The sequence below is a fragment of the Pseudomonas paraeruginosa PA7 genome, from assembly GCF_000017205.1.
GTDB lineage: Bacteria > Pseudomonadota > Gammaproteobacteria > Pseudomonadales > Pseudomonadaceae > Pseudomonas > Pseudomonas paraeruginosa.
Genome location: NC_009656.1, coordinates 635,719 through 652,196, shown reverse-complemented (window position 1 = coordinate 652,196; position 16,478 = coordinate 635,719). Strand labels below are relative to the sequence as shown.

Sequence of the window (16,478 nt, the reverse complement as noted above, 5' to 3'; positions counted from 1 at the left end):
AGGCGCGCTGGTGCATTCGTACCCTCTTCACTTGCGCCCGTTGCCGTTGCGCGGCTCCGGCGCGAAGCCGCGCTCGCGGGCCCAGACGATGGCCTCGCCGCGACTGTGCACGTCGAGCTTGGCGTAGATGGTCGCCACGTGGTTGCGCACGGTGTTCGGCGCCAGGCCCAGCTCCTTGGCGATTTCCTTGTCCGCCAGGCCCTGGCAGATCAGGTCGAACACCTCACGCTCGCGCGCCGTCAGGTCGGCCAGTTCGGCGCCGGTACCCGGGGCGTTGGCGCGACGCACGTTGGCCAGCTTCTCGATCAGGGTGCGGCTGAACCACGAGGTGTCCTGCATCACCGTCTCGATGGCATGCACCAGTTCCATCTCGGTACGCCGGCGGTCGCTGATGTCGAGCAGCGCCACCAGCACGCAATCCTGTTCGTTGAGGCTTACCGCCTCGGCCGAGACCAGGCAGTCGAGGCCATTGCGGTCCTTGTGCTGCAAACGCAACTGCACGTTGCGCACGCTGCCGCTGTGGCCGAGCAGCTCGCGCAGGCGTTCGCCGCCGCCATCCAGCCACAGGCCGCCGGCGATGGTGGACTCGCCGAGCAGCTCCTCGGCCGGGTAGCCGAAGGTCTCGCCGAACGCCTGGTTGACGTCCAGCGCCTGCAGGTCGTCGCCGCCCAGCACCAGGCTCGGCACCGGCGCCATGCGGAACGCCTTGGCGAAGCGCTCCTCGCTCTTGCGCAGGGCCTCCTCGGCCTTCTTGCGCGGCTCGAGGTCGGTGAAGGTGAACAGCATGCAGGCCTCCTCGCCCACCTCGATCGGCTGTCCGGCGACCACCACGCACTTGCGCCCGCCTTCGGCCACCCGCAGGCTCGCCTCCATCTGCGGGATCGTCTCGCCGGCGCTCAGGCGTTCCACCGCCAGGTCGCGGCGCTCGGCCTGGTCGAGCACGTCCAGTTCGTACACCGAGCGGCCGATCACCTGGTCGCGGGCATAGCCGGTCATTTCCAGGAAACCGACGTTGACCTTCACGTAGCGGTAGTCGCCCAGCCGGCAGATCACCGCCGGTGCCGGGTTGGCGTTGAAGGTCTTCTCGAAGCGCTGTTCGGCGCTGGCCCATTCGGTGGCATCGTGGAGGATCAGCACCAGGCAGTCGGGCTTGTCCTCCGGGGTGGTCAGGACCAGGCCACGCACGCGGTGCACCCAGCGGGTGTCCTCGGCGTCGGCTGGAAACACCTCGACCACCACGTCGCTGAAGCACTCGCCGGCCACCAGGCGCTCGGCAGGGTACTGGCCTTCCTGCAACGGATGGTTGTTGCGGTAGCGCAGGCGGAAGCGTTCGCGGTACTCGCCGATATCCGCGCCCAGCCCGGCCAGCGAATCGACGCCATGCATCGCCAGGGCCGCCTCGTTGGCCCAGAGGATGCGCTGGTCGGGCTCGACCAGGATCACCCCCTCGGTCAGGCCGGCGATGATCTGCTGCAACTGGCGGCGGTCGGTCTGGGTCCGCAGTACCTGGTCGTTCATGCTGTTCCTCTTGGCTGGAGCGATTTTGCGGGGGTGCAAAGGATGCCCGCCCGCCAGCGCCGCGCTCGCGTGACGATTGCACTAGGCGCGCTAGTGCATTTGCATCGCGAAACGATAGCGGAGGCACCCCTACCCTGGCGATACAGGAAGCAATGTCCGGGCGGGAAGCCCAGACGCCGCGCCGGCCGGGAGGCTACGCCGCCCCTCGGTGACGAGGTCGTCGACGCATTCCCCCGACTCGCCCTGCACGAGAAGAAAGCCCCATCCCCTTGCATGAGCGATGCGATGAGCAAGAACAAGCACCCCGATCTCGGCGAGATCCAGCGCACCCTGAACCAGGCGCTGGATGGCTACGACTGCCAGTGCCGGATGCACTACGACGGCACCGTCAGTATCAACGTCAGCGCTCGCGAGCACGACGAAACCTTCACCTTCGTCGGCATCCAGCCCGGCGAGCTGGACAACCCCACCCGCCTGCACCTGTTCGCCGAAAGCCTGCGCCGGGACCTGGCCCTGTTGGAACCCTGGCTGGGAAAGCACGCCGCCTAGAATAAAAAAAGCGCCCCACAGGACCAAAACGACGTCCGGAGGCGCATGCGAGGACAGAGGAATCTTCCTGGCGGTCAGGTCCGGCGAGCGCTTTCCGTCGGCCGACCGGCCAGGTAGTCGAGCAACTGGAACAGCACCGGCTCCACCTCGCGACAATGCGCGGCCCCCTGGCGGATCCTCCCGGCGCTCTGTACCGCCCCCTCCCGCAGCAGGTCCTGCGGGCAGGCCTCGAGCAGCGCCTCGATGCTCTCCGGCGTGCTTTCCAGGTGGCATTGCAGGCCGATCGCCTGCTCGTTCCAGACGAAGCCCTGGTTGGCACAGGCCGCCGAGCCGTAGAGCGGCACGCTGCCGGCCGGCAGGTCGAAGGTCTCGCCATGCCAATGGAACGCCATCAGCTGTTCCGGCAGGCGCTCGCCCAGCGGCGAGCCTAGTGCCTGGCTGTACCTGTGCAACGGCCACCAGCCGATCTCCGCCTGGCGTCCCGGGCGTACCGCGGCACCCAGCGCCTGGGCCAGCAACTGCGCGCCGAGGCAGATGCCGAGGACCTTCTTGCCGGCGTCCAGGGCCGCGCGGATCAAATGCTTCTCCGCTACCAGCCAGGGGTACTCCGCTTCGTCATGGACGCTCATCGGCCCCCCCCATCACCACCAGCAGGTCGAAGCTGTCCAGCGCCGGCAGACGGGCGTCTGCGTAGAGGTAGCAGACGTGTTCGTGCGCGCAGTGGCGACCGATCCAGTCGCCGATCCGCGCGCTGCCCTCGAAGGGAACGTGTTGCAGGACCAGGGCTCGCATCAGGCTACCTCCTCGTGGCGGTTGGCGACCCGGGCCAGGGCCCGTTCCAGCCGCCGCAGCATCTCGTCGACGTTGGCCCGGCTGACGGTCAGCGCCGGGGAGAAACGCAGGCAGTGCGGCTGCGGCGCATTGATCAGCAGCCCCTCGCCGAACGCCGCGCGGACCACCGCCGGCGCGCGCTGGCCGATCAGCGGCAGGCCCCAGAACAGGCCCTGGCCGCGCAGCGGGCCATGCCCGTAGCGGCGGGCGACGCGGGCCAGGCCGTCGCGCAGGTGGGTCCCCTGTTCGCGCACCTGCTCCAGGAAGCCCGGCTCCAGCACGGTATTCAGCACCGCCAGCCCCGCGGCGGTCATCAGCGCGTTGCCGTGGTGGGTGCCGAGCTGGTCGCCCGGCTCGAAACAGCAGGCATTGCCGCGCGCCAGCAGGGCCGACAGCGGCACCCCGGCGCCAAGGCCCTTGCCGAGGGTGACGATGTCGGCGCGCACGCCGTACAGTTCCTCCGCCAGCAACGCGCCGCAGCGGCCGATGCCGGTCTGCACCTCGTCGAGGATCAGCAGCACGCCGCGCTGCCGGCACAGGCGTTCGATGCCGCGCAGGTAGTCGAGGGTCGCCGGGATCACCCCGGCGTCGCCCTGCACCGGCTCCAGCATCACCGCCACGGTCTGCTCGTCGATGGCGCCGGCCATGGCGTCGAGGTCGTTGAACGGCACCCTGGCGAAACCCGCCAGGCCGGGCTCCTGCGGCGCCTGCAAGGCAGGCTTGCCGGAGGCCGGGAGAGCACCGAGGGTGCGGCCATGGATACCGTTGGTGGTGGTGACGATGCGCTGCGCGCCACCGCGGTGCAGGCGGCCCCACTTGCGCGCCAGGGCGATGGCCGCCTCGTTGGCCTCGGCGCCGCTGGTGAGGAAGTAGGCCTGGTCGCTGCCGGTGGCCAGGCACAGGCGCTGCGCCAGGGCCAGCACCGGCTGGTTGAGCAGCCCGGGACCGGCGCTGACCAGTTCGCGCGCCTGCCGGGCCAGGGCCTGGACCAGCACGCTGGGACTGTGGCCCAGGCAGTTCACCGCCAGGCCCTGGGTGAAGTCGAGGAAGGCGCGCCCGTCGCTGTCCCACAGCCAGGAACCCTGGCCACGGACGAACACCTGCCCGGGGCGTTCCTGGGTGCGCATCAGGCGCAGGCTATCCAGCGCGTCAGCCATCGATGAGTTCCTCGGTCGCATATTCCACCGCCAGCAGGCGCACGCCCCGCGGCCCCTGCTCCAGTACCCGGCGGCTTTCCCGGCGCGTCTCGAAGCGCAGTTCGAAGCCATCCTCGCTGGGAAAACGCCGGCGCATCAGTTCACGCACCTCGGCGAAGCGCGCGGCGCTGACTTCCATGCGGGCCAGCAACCGACCGGCCTGGCTGAGGGTGATCAGGTAATCGTTCAAGACGCATGCTCCTGGCAAGAGGCCGGACCGCGCAGGCGCGGCCCCCAGTCTTCCACCCGACCGCTGGACAGGCGTTTCGCGGCGGTCTTGCGCCAGCGCTGCGAAAGCGCATCGCAGGCCATCATCTGGCGCAGGCCGAGTGGCTCCAGGGGATCGCCGAAATAGCACTGCAACAGGCGGGCGACGGTCAGTTCCGGATAGTGCCGCTGGACCAGCTTCAGCTCGTCCCGCGGGGTCACCATGCCGCTGCGCAGCACCCGGTAGAACCAGCCACAACGACCGCCGCTCTGCAGTTCGTCGGGCAATTCGGGGAGATTCCAGCGCTGGCCCTGGCGATAGCAGGGCGAACGCGGTTGGCTCACCTCCAGCAGGGCGTCGCCCCAGTGGAACTGGTCGCCGATGCAGACCTCGGCCTCGGTGACGCCGTAGGTGGAGATGTTCTCGCCGAACGCCGGCTGCTGCCATTTGTGCAATGGATGACGTTTGCGCCAGTAGCGGTAGTGCTCCGCGGGATAATGGTGGAGCGCGCGCTCGAGGCCACCGTGATGGCGGATGTCGGCCTGTTCGTCACCGGGCAGGCCGTCATGGCCCAGCCAGAATTCCCGCTCCAGCGGCAGCCTGTCGATCGCGCTGACCAACCCGCCCCAGGTTTCTTCGACTTTACCTATGAAAACGCCGTTTACGACTATCTGCTCCATTGCTCCGCGACCACCCGATGTACCGCCAATGCAGCTAGACTATTGCCTCACGCGGGAACCACTCCATTTCGATTTTCCAGTTTCATCGATAAGAATCACTTATGGATTTTCGCCAGCTCCGCTATTTCGTCGCGCTCTACGAGGAAGGTCACGTCGGCCGCGCCGCCGAACGCCTGGCCCTGTCGCAGCCGGCGCTTTCCCAGCAGATCCGCCAACTGGAGCAGAACCTGGATGTATCGCTGTTCCAGCGCAGCGGCAAGCGCCTGCTGCCGACCGTCGCCGCGCACACCCTGTACAACCATGCGCTACCGCTGCTGGAAGGACTGGAACGGGCCCGCGAGGCGATGCGCGTGTTCCGCGGGCAGACCCCGCGCAGCCTGGCGATCGGCGTGCTGCAGACGGTCAACGCCAGCCTGGTGCCGTACATGGTCGAACGCCTGCACGCCGCGCAGCCGCACCTGCGGGTGCAGATCTACGAACTGTCGGGGATCGACATCGAGCGGCGCCTGCTCACCGGCAACCTGGACATCGGCATCGGCTTCCTGCCGCCGCGCCAGCCGGGCCTGCACAGCGTCGAGCTGTACGAGGACGAACTGCAGCTGGTTATCCCCGAGGAACACCCCCTGAAGGAATTCCGCAAGGTCTCCCTGGCCCAGGCTGCGGAACTGCCGATGCTGCTGCTCGGCGAGGAATTTCGCGCCCGGCAGATCTGGCAGGAACAGCTCGCCGCGATCGGCCGCCGGCCACGGGTGCAGGCGGAACTCAACCACATGAGCGGGATCCTCGACAGCCTGCCGCAGACCCGCTTCGCCACGGTGCTGCCGGGCAAGGCGCGGCAGATGCACTCGAACCAGCGGCTGCTGTGGAAGCCGCTGAGCGAACCGCGCATCCCGCTGAAGGTCGGCCTGGTCTACCGCGATGCGCAGCGCCAGCACGCCAGCGTCGAGCTGCTGCGCTCGTTGCTGGAAGGGGTGGTCTGAGCGCGCGGTTTTTCCGGGACAATAAAAAACCCCGCCTTTTGGGCGGGGTTTTGCAGACCTCTATCCTGACATCCGTGCTACGCCACCATCCGTGGTGGATTCCCTGAGTTTCCGTATTGTCTTTGGCGCTTCCTGCGCAATGTCCTGACGGTTTGAAGATTACGCATCTCCGCGAGGAGGAGAAAGCAGCCAAAACCACCGGCGTTTGTAAGCCCTGGCTTACACGCTGTAATAGTTCCGCCCGCCGGACCGACGGCATGCGCCAGTCGCCCCCGCCTTGCCGTGCATCAAGATGACCCGCAGCGCGCCCGCTACAGTGGGCAGTCCCCTCATCACCGCGAGCCTTCCCAGCATGGAATTCCAGCGCGTCCACCAGCAGCTCTTGCAGAGCCACCACCTGTTCGAACCGCTCTCACCCGCCCAGCTCCAGGAGTTGCTCGCCAGCAGCGACCTGGTCAACCTGGACAAGGGCGCCTACGTGTTCCGCCAGGGCGAGCCGGCGCACGCCTTCTACTACCTGATTTCCGGCTGCGTGAAGATCTACCGGCTGACCCCGGAAGGCCAGGAGAAGATTCTCGAGGTGACCAGCGAGCGCAACACCTTCGCCGAGGCGATGATGTTCATGGACACCCCGAACTACGTGGCCACCGCCCAGGCGGTGGTGCCCAGCCAGCTGTTCCGTTTCTCCAACAAGGCCTACCTGCGCCAGTTGCAGGACAACACACCGCTGGCCCTGGCCCTGCTGGCCAAGCTCAGCACCCGCCTGCACCAGCGCATCGACGAGATCGAGACGCTTTCCCTGAAGAACGCCACCCACCGCGTGGTGCGCTACCTGCTGACCCTCGCCGCCCACGCGCCGGGGCAGAACTGCCGGGTGGAGATCCCGGTGGCCAAGCAACTGGTGGCCGGGCACCTATCGATCCAGCCGGAAACCTTCTCGCGGATCATGCACCGCCTCGGCGACGAGGGCATCATCCGCCTCGACGGCCGCGAGATCAGCATCCTCGACCGCGAGCGCCTGGAGTGCTTCGAGTGAACAGCCTCGCCGCTTGATCGCGATCAAGCGCGCAACGGCCCGTCGGCCGGCAAGCTGGAGGGGTCGAGCCCGCGAGAACGCCCATGCGCCAATGCCTGTATTGCCTCCATGAAACCGAAGGCGCGGAAAGCGCCTGCGAACAGTGCGGCATGCCGCTGCCCAGCGCTTCCCAGCGCCAGCTCCAGCGCCGCCGGCAGCGGCGCTTCGCCTGGTTCTGCGCCGGGCTGGCGCTGTTCTGCCTGGGCATGATGCTCTGGCTGCCGCGCGATGTTCCCTGAAGCATCTCAGCGGCGCAGACGCCGATAGAGCTGGAGCAGGCGCTCGGGCAACTGCCCGGCGCGCCCGACCAGCGCGAAGCCGTCGGCGCCGAACAGGTAGGGCAGGTAGTCCGCCGCCTCCCTGTCGATGGTGATGCAGAAGGGCACCAGCCCCTGGCTGCGCGCCTCGATCACCGCCTGGCGGGTGTCCTCGATGCCGTAGCGGCCCTCGTAGCGGTCCAGGTCGTTGGGCTTGCCGTCGCTCAACAGCAACAGCAGGCGACGCTTCTGCGGCTGCCCGCCGAGCACCTGGCTGGCCCGGCGGATCGCCGCGCCCATCCGCGTGTAGTAGCCCGGCGAAAGCGCCAGCACGCGACCGCGGACCTCGCCGCCGTAGCCTTCGTCGAAATCCTTCAGCACCTGCCAGCGCACCTGCTGCCGGCGCACCGAGGAAAACCCGTACAGCGCGAAGGGGTCGCCCAGCGCCTGCAACGCCTCGCCGAACAGCAGCAGGCTGTCGACGATGCTGTCGATCACCCGCCGCTGGTCGTCGAGGTAGGCTTCGGTGGACATCGACAGGTCCGCCAGCAACAGGCAGGCGAGGTCGCGCCGGCGCGGCCGCTGTTCGAGGAACAGGCCTGGCTGGGTGGAACCTCCGCGCCGCCGCTCGACCTGGAAGTCGAGCCAGGCATCGAGGTCGATCTCGTCGCCCTGTGGCCGCTGGCGCAGGCGTTGGCGACCGTCGCGCAGGCAGGCGAACTGACGGCGCAGATGCAGCGCGGTCTTCTCCAGATGCGCCGGCAGGCCGGCGCTGGCCGCGCCGCGCGGCCGCAGCGGTTGCAGCAGCACGTGGTCGGCCAGCAGGCGCTGCTGCCGATAGTCCCACTCGGGCAGCTTCAGCCCGGGGCCGAGCGGCAGGTCATCGTAGTCGGCGGCCGGCAGGTCGAGGTCCAGGCGCAGGCCGCCGCCCTTCCGCGTGCGCTGGCGCGACAGCGACAGGTAGTCGAGGTCCTCGGCGACGCGCGCGCCGTCCGGGTCGTCCTCGTCGTCGCTACAGCGGTCCAGGGCCAGGTGCTCCGACCAACTGAGCAGGCTTTCCAGGCGGAACAGCAGCAGGTTGCGTTCGCTGTCGCGTTCCTCGACGCGCTCGGCGCGCTTGCGCGCTCCGCTGCGGGCGACCTGGCGCTTGCCGGCGCCGGCGGCCGCTTCCTCGCCGTCCTCGGCGCTGGCGGAAGGCGTCCAGCGCTCGCCGGGATACAGCCACAGCGGCACCGGCCAGGGCGCCCGCTCGACTCGCGGGAAGCGCTCGACGCTGCCCGGCTCGGCAAGCGCGCGGCGCAGGGCGATTTCCAGTTCGGCATCAGCCGCCGAGCAATCGTCCAGCGACGGGCGCTGGCGCAGATGCGCGGCGACCAGCCGGGCATAGCGCGGGCGCAGCGCCGGATAGGCGTCGAGCAACTGCCGCGCCCAGCGCTGGTTGTCCTGCGCCCAGTGCCGCAGCGGCCCGGCGCTGGCCGCCAGCAGCGCCAGCCAGCGATACAGTTCGCGGTTGAGCTCGGCCTGCGGGTATACCGCCAAGGACTCCGGCAGGCGCAGGCTGTCGCCATTGAACCAGGACACCGGGGCCTGCTCGCAGGTCCCGGCGACCCGCTGCAACCAGGTACGGCGCAGCAGCAGGCGGCGCGCCGGGGTCGCTTCGAGGGCTACCCCCGGAGCGCCGCCGAGCGCCCGGAAGAGCATGCCGAGCGGACGCCGCATGCTCTCCAGGGTCACCCGCGCCGCCTCGAACTCGCCGCTGGCATGGCGGGTGATGAAGCGGTGCCAGTGGGCGCCGACCCATTCCTCCAGCTCGACGGCGAAGGCCATCTCAGGCGGCCGCCTTGCCGCGCCGGAAGCTCAGCAGGTAGGCGACCAGGCCGATGAGGAACACCACGCCGGCGCCTTCGCGCAGCCAGTAGAAGATCGCCAGCTGGTCCTGGGTGGCCATGAAGGTCATCGCCGCGCCGTCCGCCGGCATCCGTTGCAGCCAGACCTGCAGCACCCCGGCCGCGGATAGGAACAGGGTGATGAACACCATCGCCACGGTCATCAGCCAGAAGCCCCACATCTCCAGGACCTGCGAGCGGTTGTCCATCGCCTCGCCGATCCCGCGCAGGCGCGGCATGGCGTAGGAGATGATGGTCATCACGATCATCGCGTAGGCGCCATAGAAGGCCATGTGGCCGTGGGCGGCGGTGAGCTGGGTGCCGTGGGTGTAGTAGTTCACCGGCGCCAGGGTGTGCATGAAGCCCCAGACTCCCGCGCCGAGGAAGGCCATCACCGTGGTGCCCATGGCCCACAGCGCGACCGCGCGGTTCGGATAGTCGCGGCGGCGGCGGTTGATGGTGTTGAAGGCGAACAGCACCATGGCGAAGAACGGCAGCGGCTCCAGCGCCGAGAATACCGAGCCGAGCCACAGCCAGTAGCCGGGCACGCCGATCCAGAAGTAGTGGTGGCCGGTGCCGATGATGCCGCTGATCAGCGCCATGGCGATGATCACGTAGAGCCATTTCTCGATCACCTCGCGGTCGACCCCGGTGATCTTCACCAGCACGAAGGCGAGGATCGCACCCATGATCAGCTCCCACACGCCTTCCACCCACAGGTGCACCACCCACCACCAGTAGAACTTGTCGCGGGTGAGGTTTTCCGGGTTGTAGAAGGAGAACAGGAACAGCAGGGCGAGGCCGATCAGGCCGGTCATCAGGACCATGCTGATGGCGGTCTTGCGCCCGCGCAGCACGGTCATGCCGACGTTGAACAGAAAGCCCAGGGCGACGATCACGATGCCCGCCTTGCTGATGGTCGGCTGTTCGAGGAACTCGCGGCCCATGGTCGGCCACAGTTCGTTGCCGGTGAGCCTGGCCAGGCCGGCATAGGGCACCAGCAGGTAGCCGAGGACGGTCAGCACACCGGCGGCGGCGAATACCCAGAACAGGATCCAGGCCAGCCTGGGGCTGTACAGCTCACAGTCGCTCTCCTCCGGCACCAGGTAGTAGGCAGCGCCCATGAAGCCGAACAGCAGCCAGACGATCAGCAGGTTGGTGTGCACCATGCGCGCGACGTTGAAGGGGATCGCCGGGAACAGGAAATCGCCGACCACGTACTGCAGGCCCATGATCAGGCCGAACAGGATCTGCCCGACGAAGAGGACCAGGGCGAACACGAAGTAGGGTTTGGCGACCGCCTGCGAGGCGAATTTCAGGGAGCCATTGGGCGACATCATCAACCCTCCTTGTTCGGCGGCCATTGGTTGGTATCGATCTTCGAGCTCCACTTGAGGAACTCGGCCAGGTCGTCGACCTGCCCTTCGCTGAGATGGAACTGCGGCATGGCGCGGCGGCCCGGCACGTTCAGCGGCTGGATCTTCATCCAGGCCTGGAGGAAGGTGTTGAAGCCCTCCTCGCCGCCACGCCGCCCGACCACGTTGCCCAGCTCCGGCGCGAAGTAGGCGCCCTCGCCGAGCAGGGTGTGGCAGCCGACGCAGTTGTTCTGCTCCCAGACCAGCTTGCCGCGCACCACCGCTTCGCTCATCGCGGCCTCGTTGGTGCGCTCGGGCAGGGTCTTCTCGGTGTGGTAGGTCAGGGCCAGGAACAACAGGATGAAGAACACACTCCCGCCGAAATAGATGTTCCTGGCCATGCCTTTGGTAAAGGTCTCGGACATGCGGCCTCCTGGAATGGGTGGTGCGGCGATTCTAGGAAGCGGCGGCGGCGAACCCGCTTGATGGCAATCAAGATTCCCGAACGATTTACTCAGTTATTCATCCGCGCCAGGTACAGCGCCGCGCCCACCGCCAGGGCCATCAGCAGCGGCCAGGCCAGCAGCAGGCGGCGCCATAGCGCCGGGGCGTGGGCCAGTTCCATGAAGCGCTCGCCGATCAGCCAGCCCTTGGCCACCGCGCAGGCCAGCACCGCCGCCAGCAGCCAGGGAGAGTCGCCGGCGCCGCCCAGCAGCACGCCGGCCACCGCCAGCGCCAGCAACGCCAGCCAGCAGAGAGTCAGGGTTCGCATCGGCGCCTCATTGCAGGACGTAGACCAGCGGGAACAGCAGCACCCAGACCAGGTCGACCATGTGCCAGTAGAGCACGCCCGATTCCAGTCCCGAGCAGGCCTGCGGCGTATGGCGCCGGCGCCAGCAGGCCTGCGCCAGCCAGCCGAGGATCAGCAGGCCGAGCAGGACGTGGAGGAAATGGAAGCCGGTCAGGCACCAGTAGAGGGTGAAGAAAGTGTCGTGCTCGATGTCCAGGCCGAGGTCGGCGAGCCGCCCGTACTCGTGCAGCTTCAGGCCGACGTAGACCAGCGCCAGCAGCAGCGCCGCCAGCAACCAGCCGCTCGCCTGGCGCGGCCGCCCGCGGCGCACCGCGTGCACCGCCAGCGCGGCGAGCCAGCCGGAGCTGAGCAGGGCCACGGTCAGCATCAGGCCCCAGCGGCTGTCCAGTTGCCCCCGGCCGGCGCGGAACAGCTCCGGCTGCCAGGCCTGGGCGCCGGCGAAGGCCAGCAGCAGCAGGCTGAACACGCTGAGTTCGGCGAGGATGAAGAACCACATCGCCAGGTCGCCGGGCAGGCGCCGCTCGACGGTATCAGCCGACATGGAGATCGACGATGTCCATCAGCGCCGCCACCGTCGCCGGGTCGTCCGAGAGCGGTTCGGCCAGCGCCACCCGGCACGCCTCGCGCGGGTCCATGCCGTCGCCGATGAGACGCGCGGCGAAGATCAGCAGGCGGGTCGAGGCGACTTCCTCCAGGTCGTGCTGCTCCAGCCGCCGCAGCGCCTGGCCCAACTGCACCAGGCGCTGCGCCAGAACCTCGGCGCAGCCGCTCTCGCCGACCAGGATGCGTGCCTCCTGCTGCGCCGCCGGGTAGTCGAAGCGCAACGCGACGAAGCGCTGCCGGGTGCTGGGCTTCAGGCCCTTGAGCAGGTTCTGGTAGCCAGGGTTGTAGGACACCACCAGCATGAACGAAGGCGGCGCCTGCAACGTCTCGCCGGTGCGCTCCAGGTACAGCTCGCGGCGGTCGTCGGCCAGCGGGTGGATGGCGACCGTGGTGTCCTGGCGCGCCTCCACCACTTCGTCCAGGTAGCAGATACCGCCTTCGCGCACCGCGCGGGTCAGCGGGCCGTCCTGCCACCAGGTGCCGTCGGCGCCGATCAGGTGGCGCCCGAGCAGGTCGGCGGCGCCCAGGTCGTCGTGGCAGGCGACGCTGTACAACGGCAGTTCCAGGCGCCGCGCCATGTGCTGGACGAAGCGGGTCTTGCCGCAACCGGTGGGGCCCTTGAGCAGCACCGGCAGGCCATGCCGCCAGGCGCGCTCGAAGACGTCGATCTCATGGCCGGTGGCCTCGTAGAAAGGTATCGCGTCCCGCATGTCCTACTCCTGCGCTAGGGATTAGGACCGCACGCTATTCACAGTTGGAAGGTGCCACAAGCGCAAAGCACCGCAATCTTGATTCCGGTCAAGCAAGGGTAAAGACCCTGCTTTCTATGATCCTTTCGCGCCATGAATTCCCGGGAGTTCCCGACGCAGCCACCCCCAAAACACTGCTAAGGGAGCGCCTCGCAGGGCTCCTGAGGAGATAGACCATGCCATTTGGCAAGCCACTGGCGGGCACCCTGCTCGCCTCGCTGACGCTGCTGGGCCTGGCCACCGCTCACGCCAAGGACGACATGCAAGCAGCCGCGCAATACCAGGGTGCCGCTTCCGCCGTCGATCCCGCTCACGTGGTGCGCACCAACGGTGCCCCCGACATGAGTGAAAGCGAGTTCAACGAGGCCAAGCAGATCTACTTCCAACGCTGTGCCGGCTGCCACGGCGTCCTGCGCAAGGGCGCCACCGGCAAGCCGCTGACCCCGGACATCACCCAGCAACGCGGCCAGCAATACCTGGAAGCGCTGATCACCTACGGCACCCCGCTGGGCATGCCGAACTGGGGCAGTTCCGGCGAGCTGAGCAAGGAACAGATCACCCTGATGGCCAAGTACATCCAGCACACCCCGCCGCAACCGCCGGAGTGGGGAATGCCGGAGATGCGCGAATCGTGGAAGGTGCTGGTGAAGCCGGAGGACCGGCCGAAGAAACAGCTCAACGACCTCGACCTGCCCAACCTGTTCTCGGTGACCCTGCGCGACGCCGGGCAGATCGCCCTGGTCGACGGCGACAGCAAGAAGATCGTCAAGGTCATCGATACCGGCTATGCCGTGCACATCTCGCGGATGTCCGCCTCCGGCCGCTACCTGCTGGTGATCGGCCGCGACGCGCGGATCGACATGATCGACCTGTGGGCCAAGGAGCCGACCAAGGTCGCCGAGATCAAGATCGGCATCGAGGCGCGCTCGGTGGAAAGCTCCAAGTTCAAGGGCTACGAGGACCGCTACACCATCGCCGGCGCCTACTGGCCGCCACAGTTCGCGATCATGGACGGCGAGACCCTGGAACCGAAGCAGATCGTCTCCACCCGCGGCATGACCGTGGACACCCAGACCTACCACCCGGAACCGCGCGTGGCGGCGATCATCGCCTCCCACGAGCACCCCGAGTTCATCGTCAACGTGAAGGAGACCGGCAAGGTCCTGCTGGTCAACTACAAGGACATCGACAACCTCACCATCACCAGCATCGGCGCGGCGCCGTTCCTCCACGACGGCGGCTGGGACAGCAGCCACCGCTACTTCATGACCGCCGCCAACAACTCCAACAAGGTTGCCGTGATCGACTCCAGGGACCGTCGCCTGTCGGCCCTGGTCGACGTCGGCAAGACCCCGCACCCGGGGCGTGGCGCCAACTTCGTACATCCCAAGTACGGCCCGGTGTGGAGCACCAGCCACCTGGGCGACGGCAGCATCTCGCTGATCGGCACCGATCCGAAGAACCATCCGCAGTACGCCTGGAAGAAAGTCGCCGAGCTACAGGGCCAGGGCGGCGGCTCGCTGTTCATCAAGACCCATCCGAAGTCCTCGCACCTCTACGTCGACACCACCTTCAACCCCGACGCCAGGATCAGCCAGAGCGTCGCGGTGTTCGACCTGAAGAACCTCGACGCCAAGTACCAGGTGCTGCCGATCGCCGAATGGGCCGATCTCGGCGAAGGCGCCAAGCGGGTGGTGCAGCCCGAGTACAACAAGCGCGGCGACGAAGTCTGGTTCTCGGTGTGGAACGGCAAGAACGACAGCTCCGCGCTGGTGGTGGTGGACGACAAGACCCTGAAGCTCAAGGCCGTGGTCAAGGACCCGCGGCTGATCACCCCGACCGGCAAGTTCAACGTCTACAACACCCAGCACGACGTGTACTGAGACCCGCGTGCGGGGCACGCCCCGCACGCTCCCCCCTACGAGGAACCGTGATGAAACCGTACGCACTGCTTTCGCTGCTCGCCACCGGCACCCTGCTCGCCCAGGGCGCCTGGGCCGAAGCCCCCGAAGTGCTGTTCAAGAACAAGGGCTGCGTGGCCTGCCATGCGATCGACACCAAGATGGTCGGCCCGGCCTACAAGGACGTCGCCGCCAAGTTCGCCGGCCAGGCCGGCGCCGAAGCGGAACTCGCGCAGCGGATCAAGAACGGCAGCCAGGGCGTCTGGGGCCCGATCCCGATGCCGCCGAACGCGGTCAGCGACGACGAGGCGCAGACCCTGGCGAAATGGGTCCTGTCGCAGAAATGAACGCCCCTCCGGACTTCCGGCGCGCCGCCAGCCACGCTTTGTGGCTGGCCCTCGCGCTGACGTTCGCCTGTCCTCTTCCGGGCCTGGCCGACGAGCATCCCGATGCCCGTCGCCAGGCCCAGTTGCGTCACCTGCTGTTGCAGGACTGCGGCTCCTGCCACGGCCTGCGCCTGACCGGCGGCCTCGGCCCGGCGCTGACCCCCGAGGCCCTGCGCGGCAAGCCGCGCGAACCGCTGGTCGCCACCGTGCTCATGGGCCGCCCGCAAACCCCGATGCCCCCCTGGGCCGGCCTGCTCAGCGAAGACGACGCCGGCTGGCTGGTGGACCGCCTGATCGAAGGAGAGATCGCCCCATGAACCTGCGTCCCCTCGCGCCGCTTTTCCTCGCCCTGCTCGCCGGCTGTAGCCAGCAGCCGCCCTTGCGCGGCAGCGGCGACCTCGGCGTGCTGATCGAACGCGCCGACGGCAGCGTGCAGATCCTCGACGGCACGGCGAAGACCTCGCTGGCGCGGGTCGAAGGCCTCGGCGACCTGTCCCACGCCTCCTTGGTGTTCTCCCGCGACCAGCGCTACGCCTACGTGTTCGGTCGCGACGGCGGCCTGACCAGGCTCGACCTGCTGGCCCAGCGCATCGACAAGCGCCTGATCCAGGGCGGCAATAGCATCGGCGGAGCGATCAGCCAGGACGGTCGGCTGGTCGCGGTATCCAACTACGAGCCGGGCGGGGTCAAGGTGTTCGACAGCCGCACCCTGGAGCTGGTCGCCGAGATTCCCGCCACCCGCCTCCCCGGCCAGGACAGGAACTCCCGGGTGGTCGGCCTGGTCGACGCGCCGGGGCAGCGTTTCGTGTTCAGCCTGTTCGACAGCGGCGAGATCTGGATCGCCGACTTCAGCCAGGGCGACACGCCGCGCCTGACCCGCTTCCGCGATGTCGGCAAGCAGCCCTACGACGCCCTCATCAGCCCCGACGGGCGCTACTACATGGCCGGCCTGTTCGGCGAGGACGGCATGGCGCAGCTCGACCTCTGGCACCCGGAGCGCGGCGTCAGGCGCGTACTCGGCGACTACGGCCGCGGCCAGCGCAAGCTGCCGGTGTACAAGATGCCGCACCTGGAGGGCTGGACCATCGCCAGCGACCAGGCCTTCGTCCCGGCGGTCGGCCATCACCAGGTGCTGGTGCTCGACGCGCGCGACTGGAAGCAGACCGACGCCATCGATGTCGCCGGCCAGCCGGTGTTCGTCATGACCCGCCCGGACGACCGGCAGATCTGGGTCAACTTCGCCTACCCGGACAACGACAAGGTGCAGGTCATCGACAGCGAGACCCACGAGGTGATCGAGACCCTGCGCCCCGGCCCCGGCGTACTGCACATGGAATTCAGCGGGCGCGGCGACCAGGTCTGGATCTCCGTGCGCGACGCCGACCAGGTGCAGGTCTGGGACCCGTACCGCCTGGAGCGCATCGGCAGCCTTCCGGCCCGCAGCCCGAGCGGCATCTTCTTCAGCCACCGCGCCCAGCACATCGGACTCTAGG

General features: G+C 68.1%; 18 protein-coding genes and 1 pseudogene. 8 read left to right on the top strand and 11 right to left on the bottom strand.

Translation table 11 applies throughout. The annotated features are described in order from the left end of the window. Positions 1-27: 27 nt before the first annotated feature. Complete coding sequence (locus tag PSPA7_RS03025) at positions 28-1,518, bottom strand: helix-turn-helix transcriptional regulator (RefSeq protein WP_012074095.1); 1,491 nt, start codon at positions 1,516-1,518, stop codon at positions 28-30. A gap of 285 nt (positions 1,519-1,803) precedes the next feature. Between PSPA7_RS03025 and PSPA7_RS32340 the strand changes: the two genes are divergently transcribed. Continuing rightward, positions 1,804-2,067 carry a DUF1652 domain-containing protein gene (locus tag PSPA7_RS32340; RefSeq protein ID WP_012074094.1) on the top strand — a complete coding sequence of 88 codons (264 nt, stop codon included), beginning with the start codon at positions 1,804-1,806 and terminating at the stop codon, positions 2,065-2,067. A 74-nt stretch (positions 2,068-2,141) separates the two neighbouring features. On the opposite strand, the pseudogene PSPA7_RS03015 reads toward PSPA7_RS32340, so the two are convergent. From PSPA7_RS03015 to PSPA7_RS03000, 4 genes and pseudogenes are all read right to left on the bottom strand, one after another. Beyond that, positions 2,142-2,859, bottom strand: a pseudogene (locus PSPA7_RS03015) (type 1 glutamine amidotransferase). After that, on the bottom strand, positions 2,859-4,055 hold the full coding sequence (locus tag PSPA7_RS03010) for an aspartate aminotransferase family protein (protein WP_012074091.1): 1,197 nt from the start codon (positions 4,053-4,055) through the stop codon (positions 2,859-2,861). The pseudogene PSPA7_RS03015 and the gene PSPA7_RS03010 overlap by 1 nt, the downstream one beginning before the upstream one ends. Further along, positions 4,048-4,284, bottom strand: coding sequence for a hypothetical protein (locus PSPA7_RS03005; RefSeq protein ID WP_003157330.1), 237 nt, complete (start codon positions 4,282-4,284; stop codon positions 4,048-4,050). The genes PSPA7_RS03010 and PSPA7_RS03005 overlap by 8 nt, the downstream gene beginning before the upstream one ends. Then, positions 4,281-4,982, bottom strand: coding sequence for an MOSC domain-containing protein (locus PSPA7_RS03000; RefSeq protein WP_012074090.1), 702 nt, complete (start codon positions 4,980-4,982; stop codon positions 4,281-4,283). The genes PSPA7_RS03005 and PSPA7_RS03000 overlap by 4 nt, the downstream gene beginning before the upstream one ends. Positions 4,983-5,083: 101 nt before the next feature. On the opposite strand from PSPA7_RS03000, the gene PSPA7_RS02995 reads away from it, so the two are divergent. The 3 genes from PSPA7_RS02995 to PSPA7_RS02985 all read left to right on the top strand — a co-directional run bounded on the left by PSPA7_RS02995 (position 5,084) and on the right by PSPA7_RS02985 (position 7,276). Then, entirely contained in the window at positions 5,084-5,962 is an 879-nt protein-coding gene (locus tag PSPA7_RS02995; RefSeq protein WP_012074089.1) for a LysR family transcriptional regulator, read from the top strand. 352 nt (positions 5,963-6,314) lie between these two features. Next, positions 6,315-6,998, top strand: coding sequence for a transcriptional regulator Dnr (dnr, locus tag PSPA7_RS02990; RefSeq protein ID WP_003157327.1), 684 nt, complete (start codon positions 6,315-6,317; stop codon positions 6,996-6,998). An 83-nt stretch (positions 6,999-7,081) separates the two neighbouring features. Beyond that, positions 7,082-7,276 (top strand): hypothetical protein, encoded by a 195-nt coding sequence (locus PSPA7_RS02985; protein ID WP_012074088.1) that lies wholly within the window; start codon positions 7,082-7,084, stop codon positions 7,274-7,276. Between the two features lie 6 nt (positions 7,277-7,282). Here the strand turns inward: PSPA7_RS02985 and PSPA7_RS02980 are convergent, their stop codons facing one another. The 6 genes from PSPA7_RS02980 to nirQ all read right to left on the bottom strand — a co-directional run bounded on the left by PSPA7_RS02980 (position 7,283) and on the right by nirQ (position 12,659). Then, entirely contained in the window at positions 7,283-9,121 is a 1,839-nt protein-coding gene (locus tag PSPA7_RS02980) for a nitric oxide reductase activation protein NorD (protein WP_012074087.1), read from the bottom strand. A gap of 1 nt (position 9,122) precedes the next feature. Beyond that, complete coding sequence (norB, locus tag PSPA7_RS02975) at positions 9,123-10,520, bottom strand: nitric-oxide reductase subunit NorB (RefSeq protein WP_003157077.1); 1,398 nt, start codon at positions 10,518-10,520, stop codon at positions 9,123-9,125. Next, positions 10,520-10,960: a nitric oxide reductase subunit NorC gene (gene norC / locus PSPA7_RS02970; RefSeq protein ID WP_003157079.1), complete on the bottom strand. Its 441-nt coding sequence runs from the start codon at positions 10,958-10,960 to the stop codon at positions 10,520-10,522. Before norC ends, norB begins: the two co-directional genes overlap by 1 nt. A gap of 89 nt (positions 10,961-11,049) precedes the next feature. Beyond that, on the bottom strand, positions 11,050-11,307 hold the full coding sequence (locus PSPA7_RS02965) for a cytochrome C oxidase subunit IV family protein (RefSeq protein WP_003084879.1): 258 nt from the start codon (positions 11,305-11,307) through the stop codon (positions 11,050-11,052). Between the two features lie 7 nt (positions 11,308-11,314). After that, positions 11,315-11,842, bottom strand: a complete 528-nt coding sequence (locus PSPA7_RS02960) for a cytochrome c oxidase subunit 3 (RefSeq protein ID WP_079262226.1) — start codon at positions 11,840-11,842, stop codon at positions 11,315-11,317. A 34-nt stretch (positions 11,843-11,876) separates the two neighbouring features. Further along, a complete protein-coding gene (gene nirQ / locus PSPA7_RS02955; RefSeq protein ID WP_012074085.1) occupies positions 11,877-12,659 on the bottom strand; it encodes a transcriptional regulator NirQ in 783 nt (260 codons plus the stop codon). 215 nt (positions 12,660-12,874) lie between these two features. Between nirQ and nirS the strand changes: the two genes are divergently transcribed. The 4 genes from nirS to nirF are packed head-to-tail and all read left to right on the top strand — an operon-like array spanning position 12,875 to position 16,477. Beyond that, positions 12,875-14,581 carry a nitrite reductase gene (gene nirS, locus PSPA7_RS02950; RefSeq protein ID WP_012074084.1) on the top strand — a complete coding sequence of 569 codons (1,707 nt, stop codon included), beginning with the start codon at positions 12,875-12,877 and terminating at the stop codon, positions 14,579-14,581. Between the two features lie 50 nt (positions 14,582-14,631). Beyond that, positions 14,632-14,946, top strand: coding sequence for a cytochrome C-551 (gene nirM / locus PSPA7_RS02945; protein WP_012074083.1), 315 nt, complete (start codon positions 14,632-14,634; stop codon positions 14,944-14,946). Further along, entirely contained in the window at positions 14,943-15,302 is a 360-nt protein-coding gene (gene nirC, locus PSPA7_RS02940; protein WP_012074082.1) for a cytochrome c55X, read from the top strand. Before nirM ends, nirC begins: the two co-directional genes overlap by 4 nt. Further along, positions 15,299-16,477 (top strand): heme d1 biosynthesis protein NirF, encoded by a 1,179-nt coding sequence (gene nirF / locus PSPA7_RS02935; protein WP_012074081.1) that lies wholly within the window; start codon positions 15,299-15,301, stop codon positions 16,475-16,477. Before nirC ends, nirF begins: the two co-directional genes overlap by 4 nt. The last annotated feature ends 1 nt before the right edge of the window (position 16,478 follow it).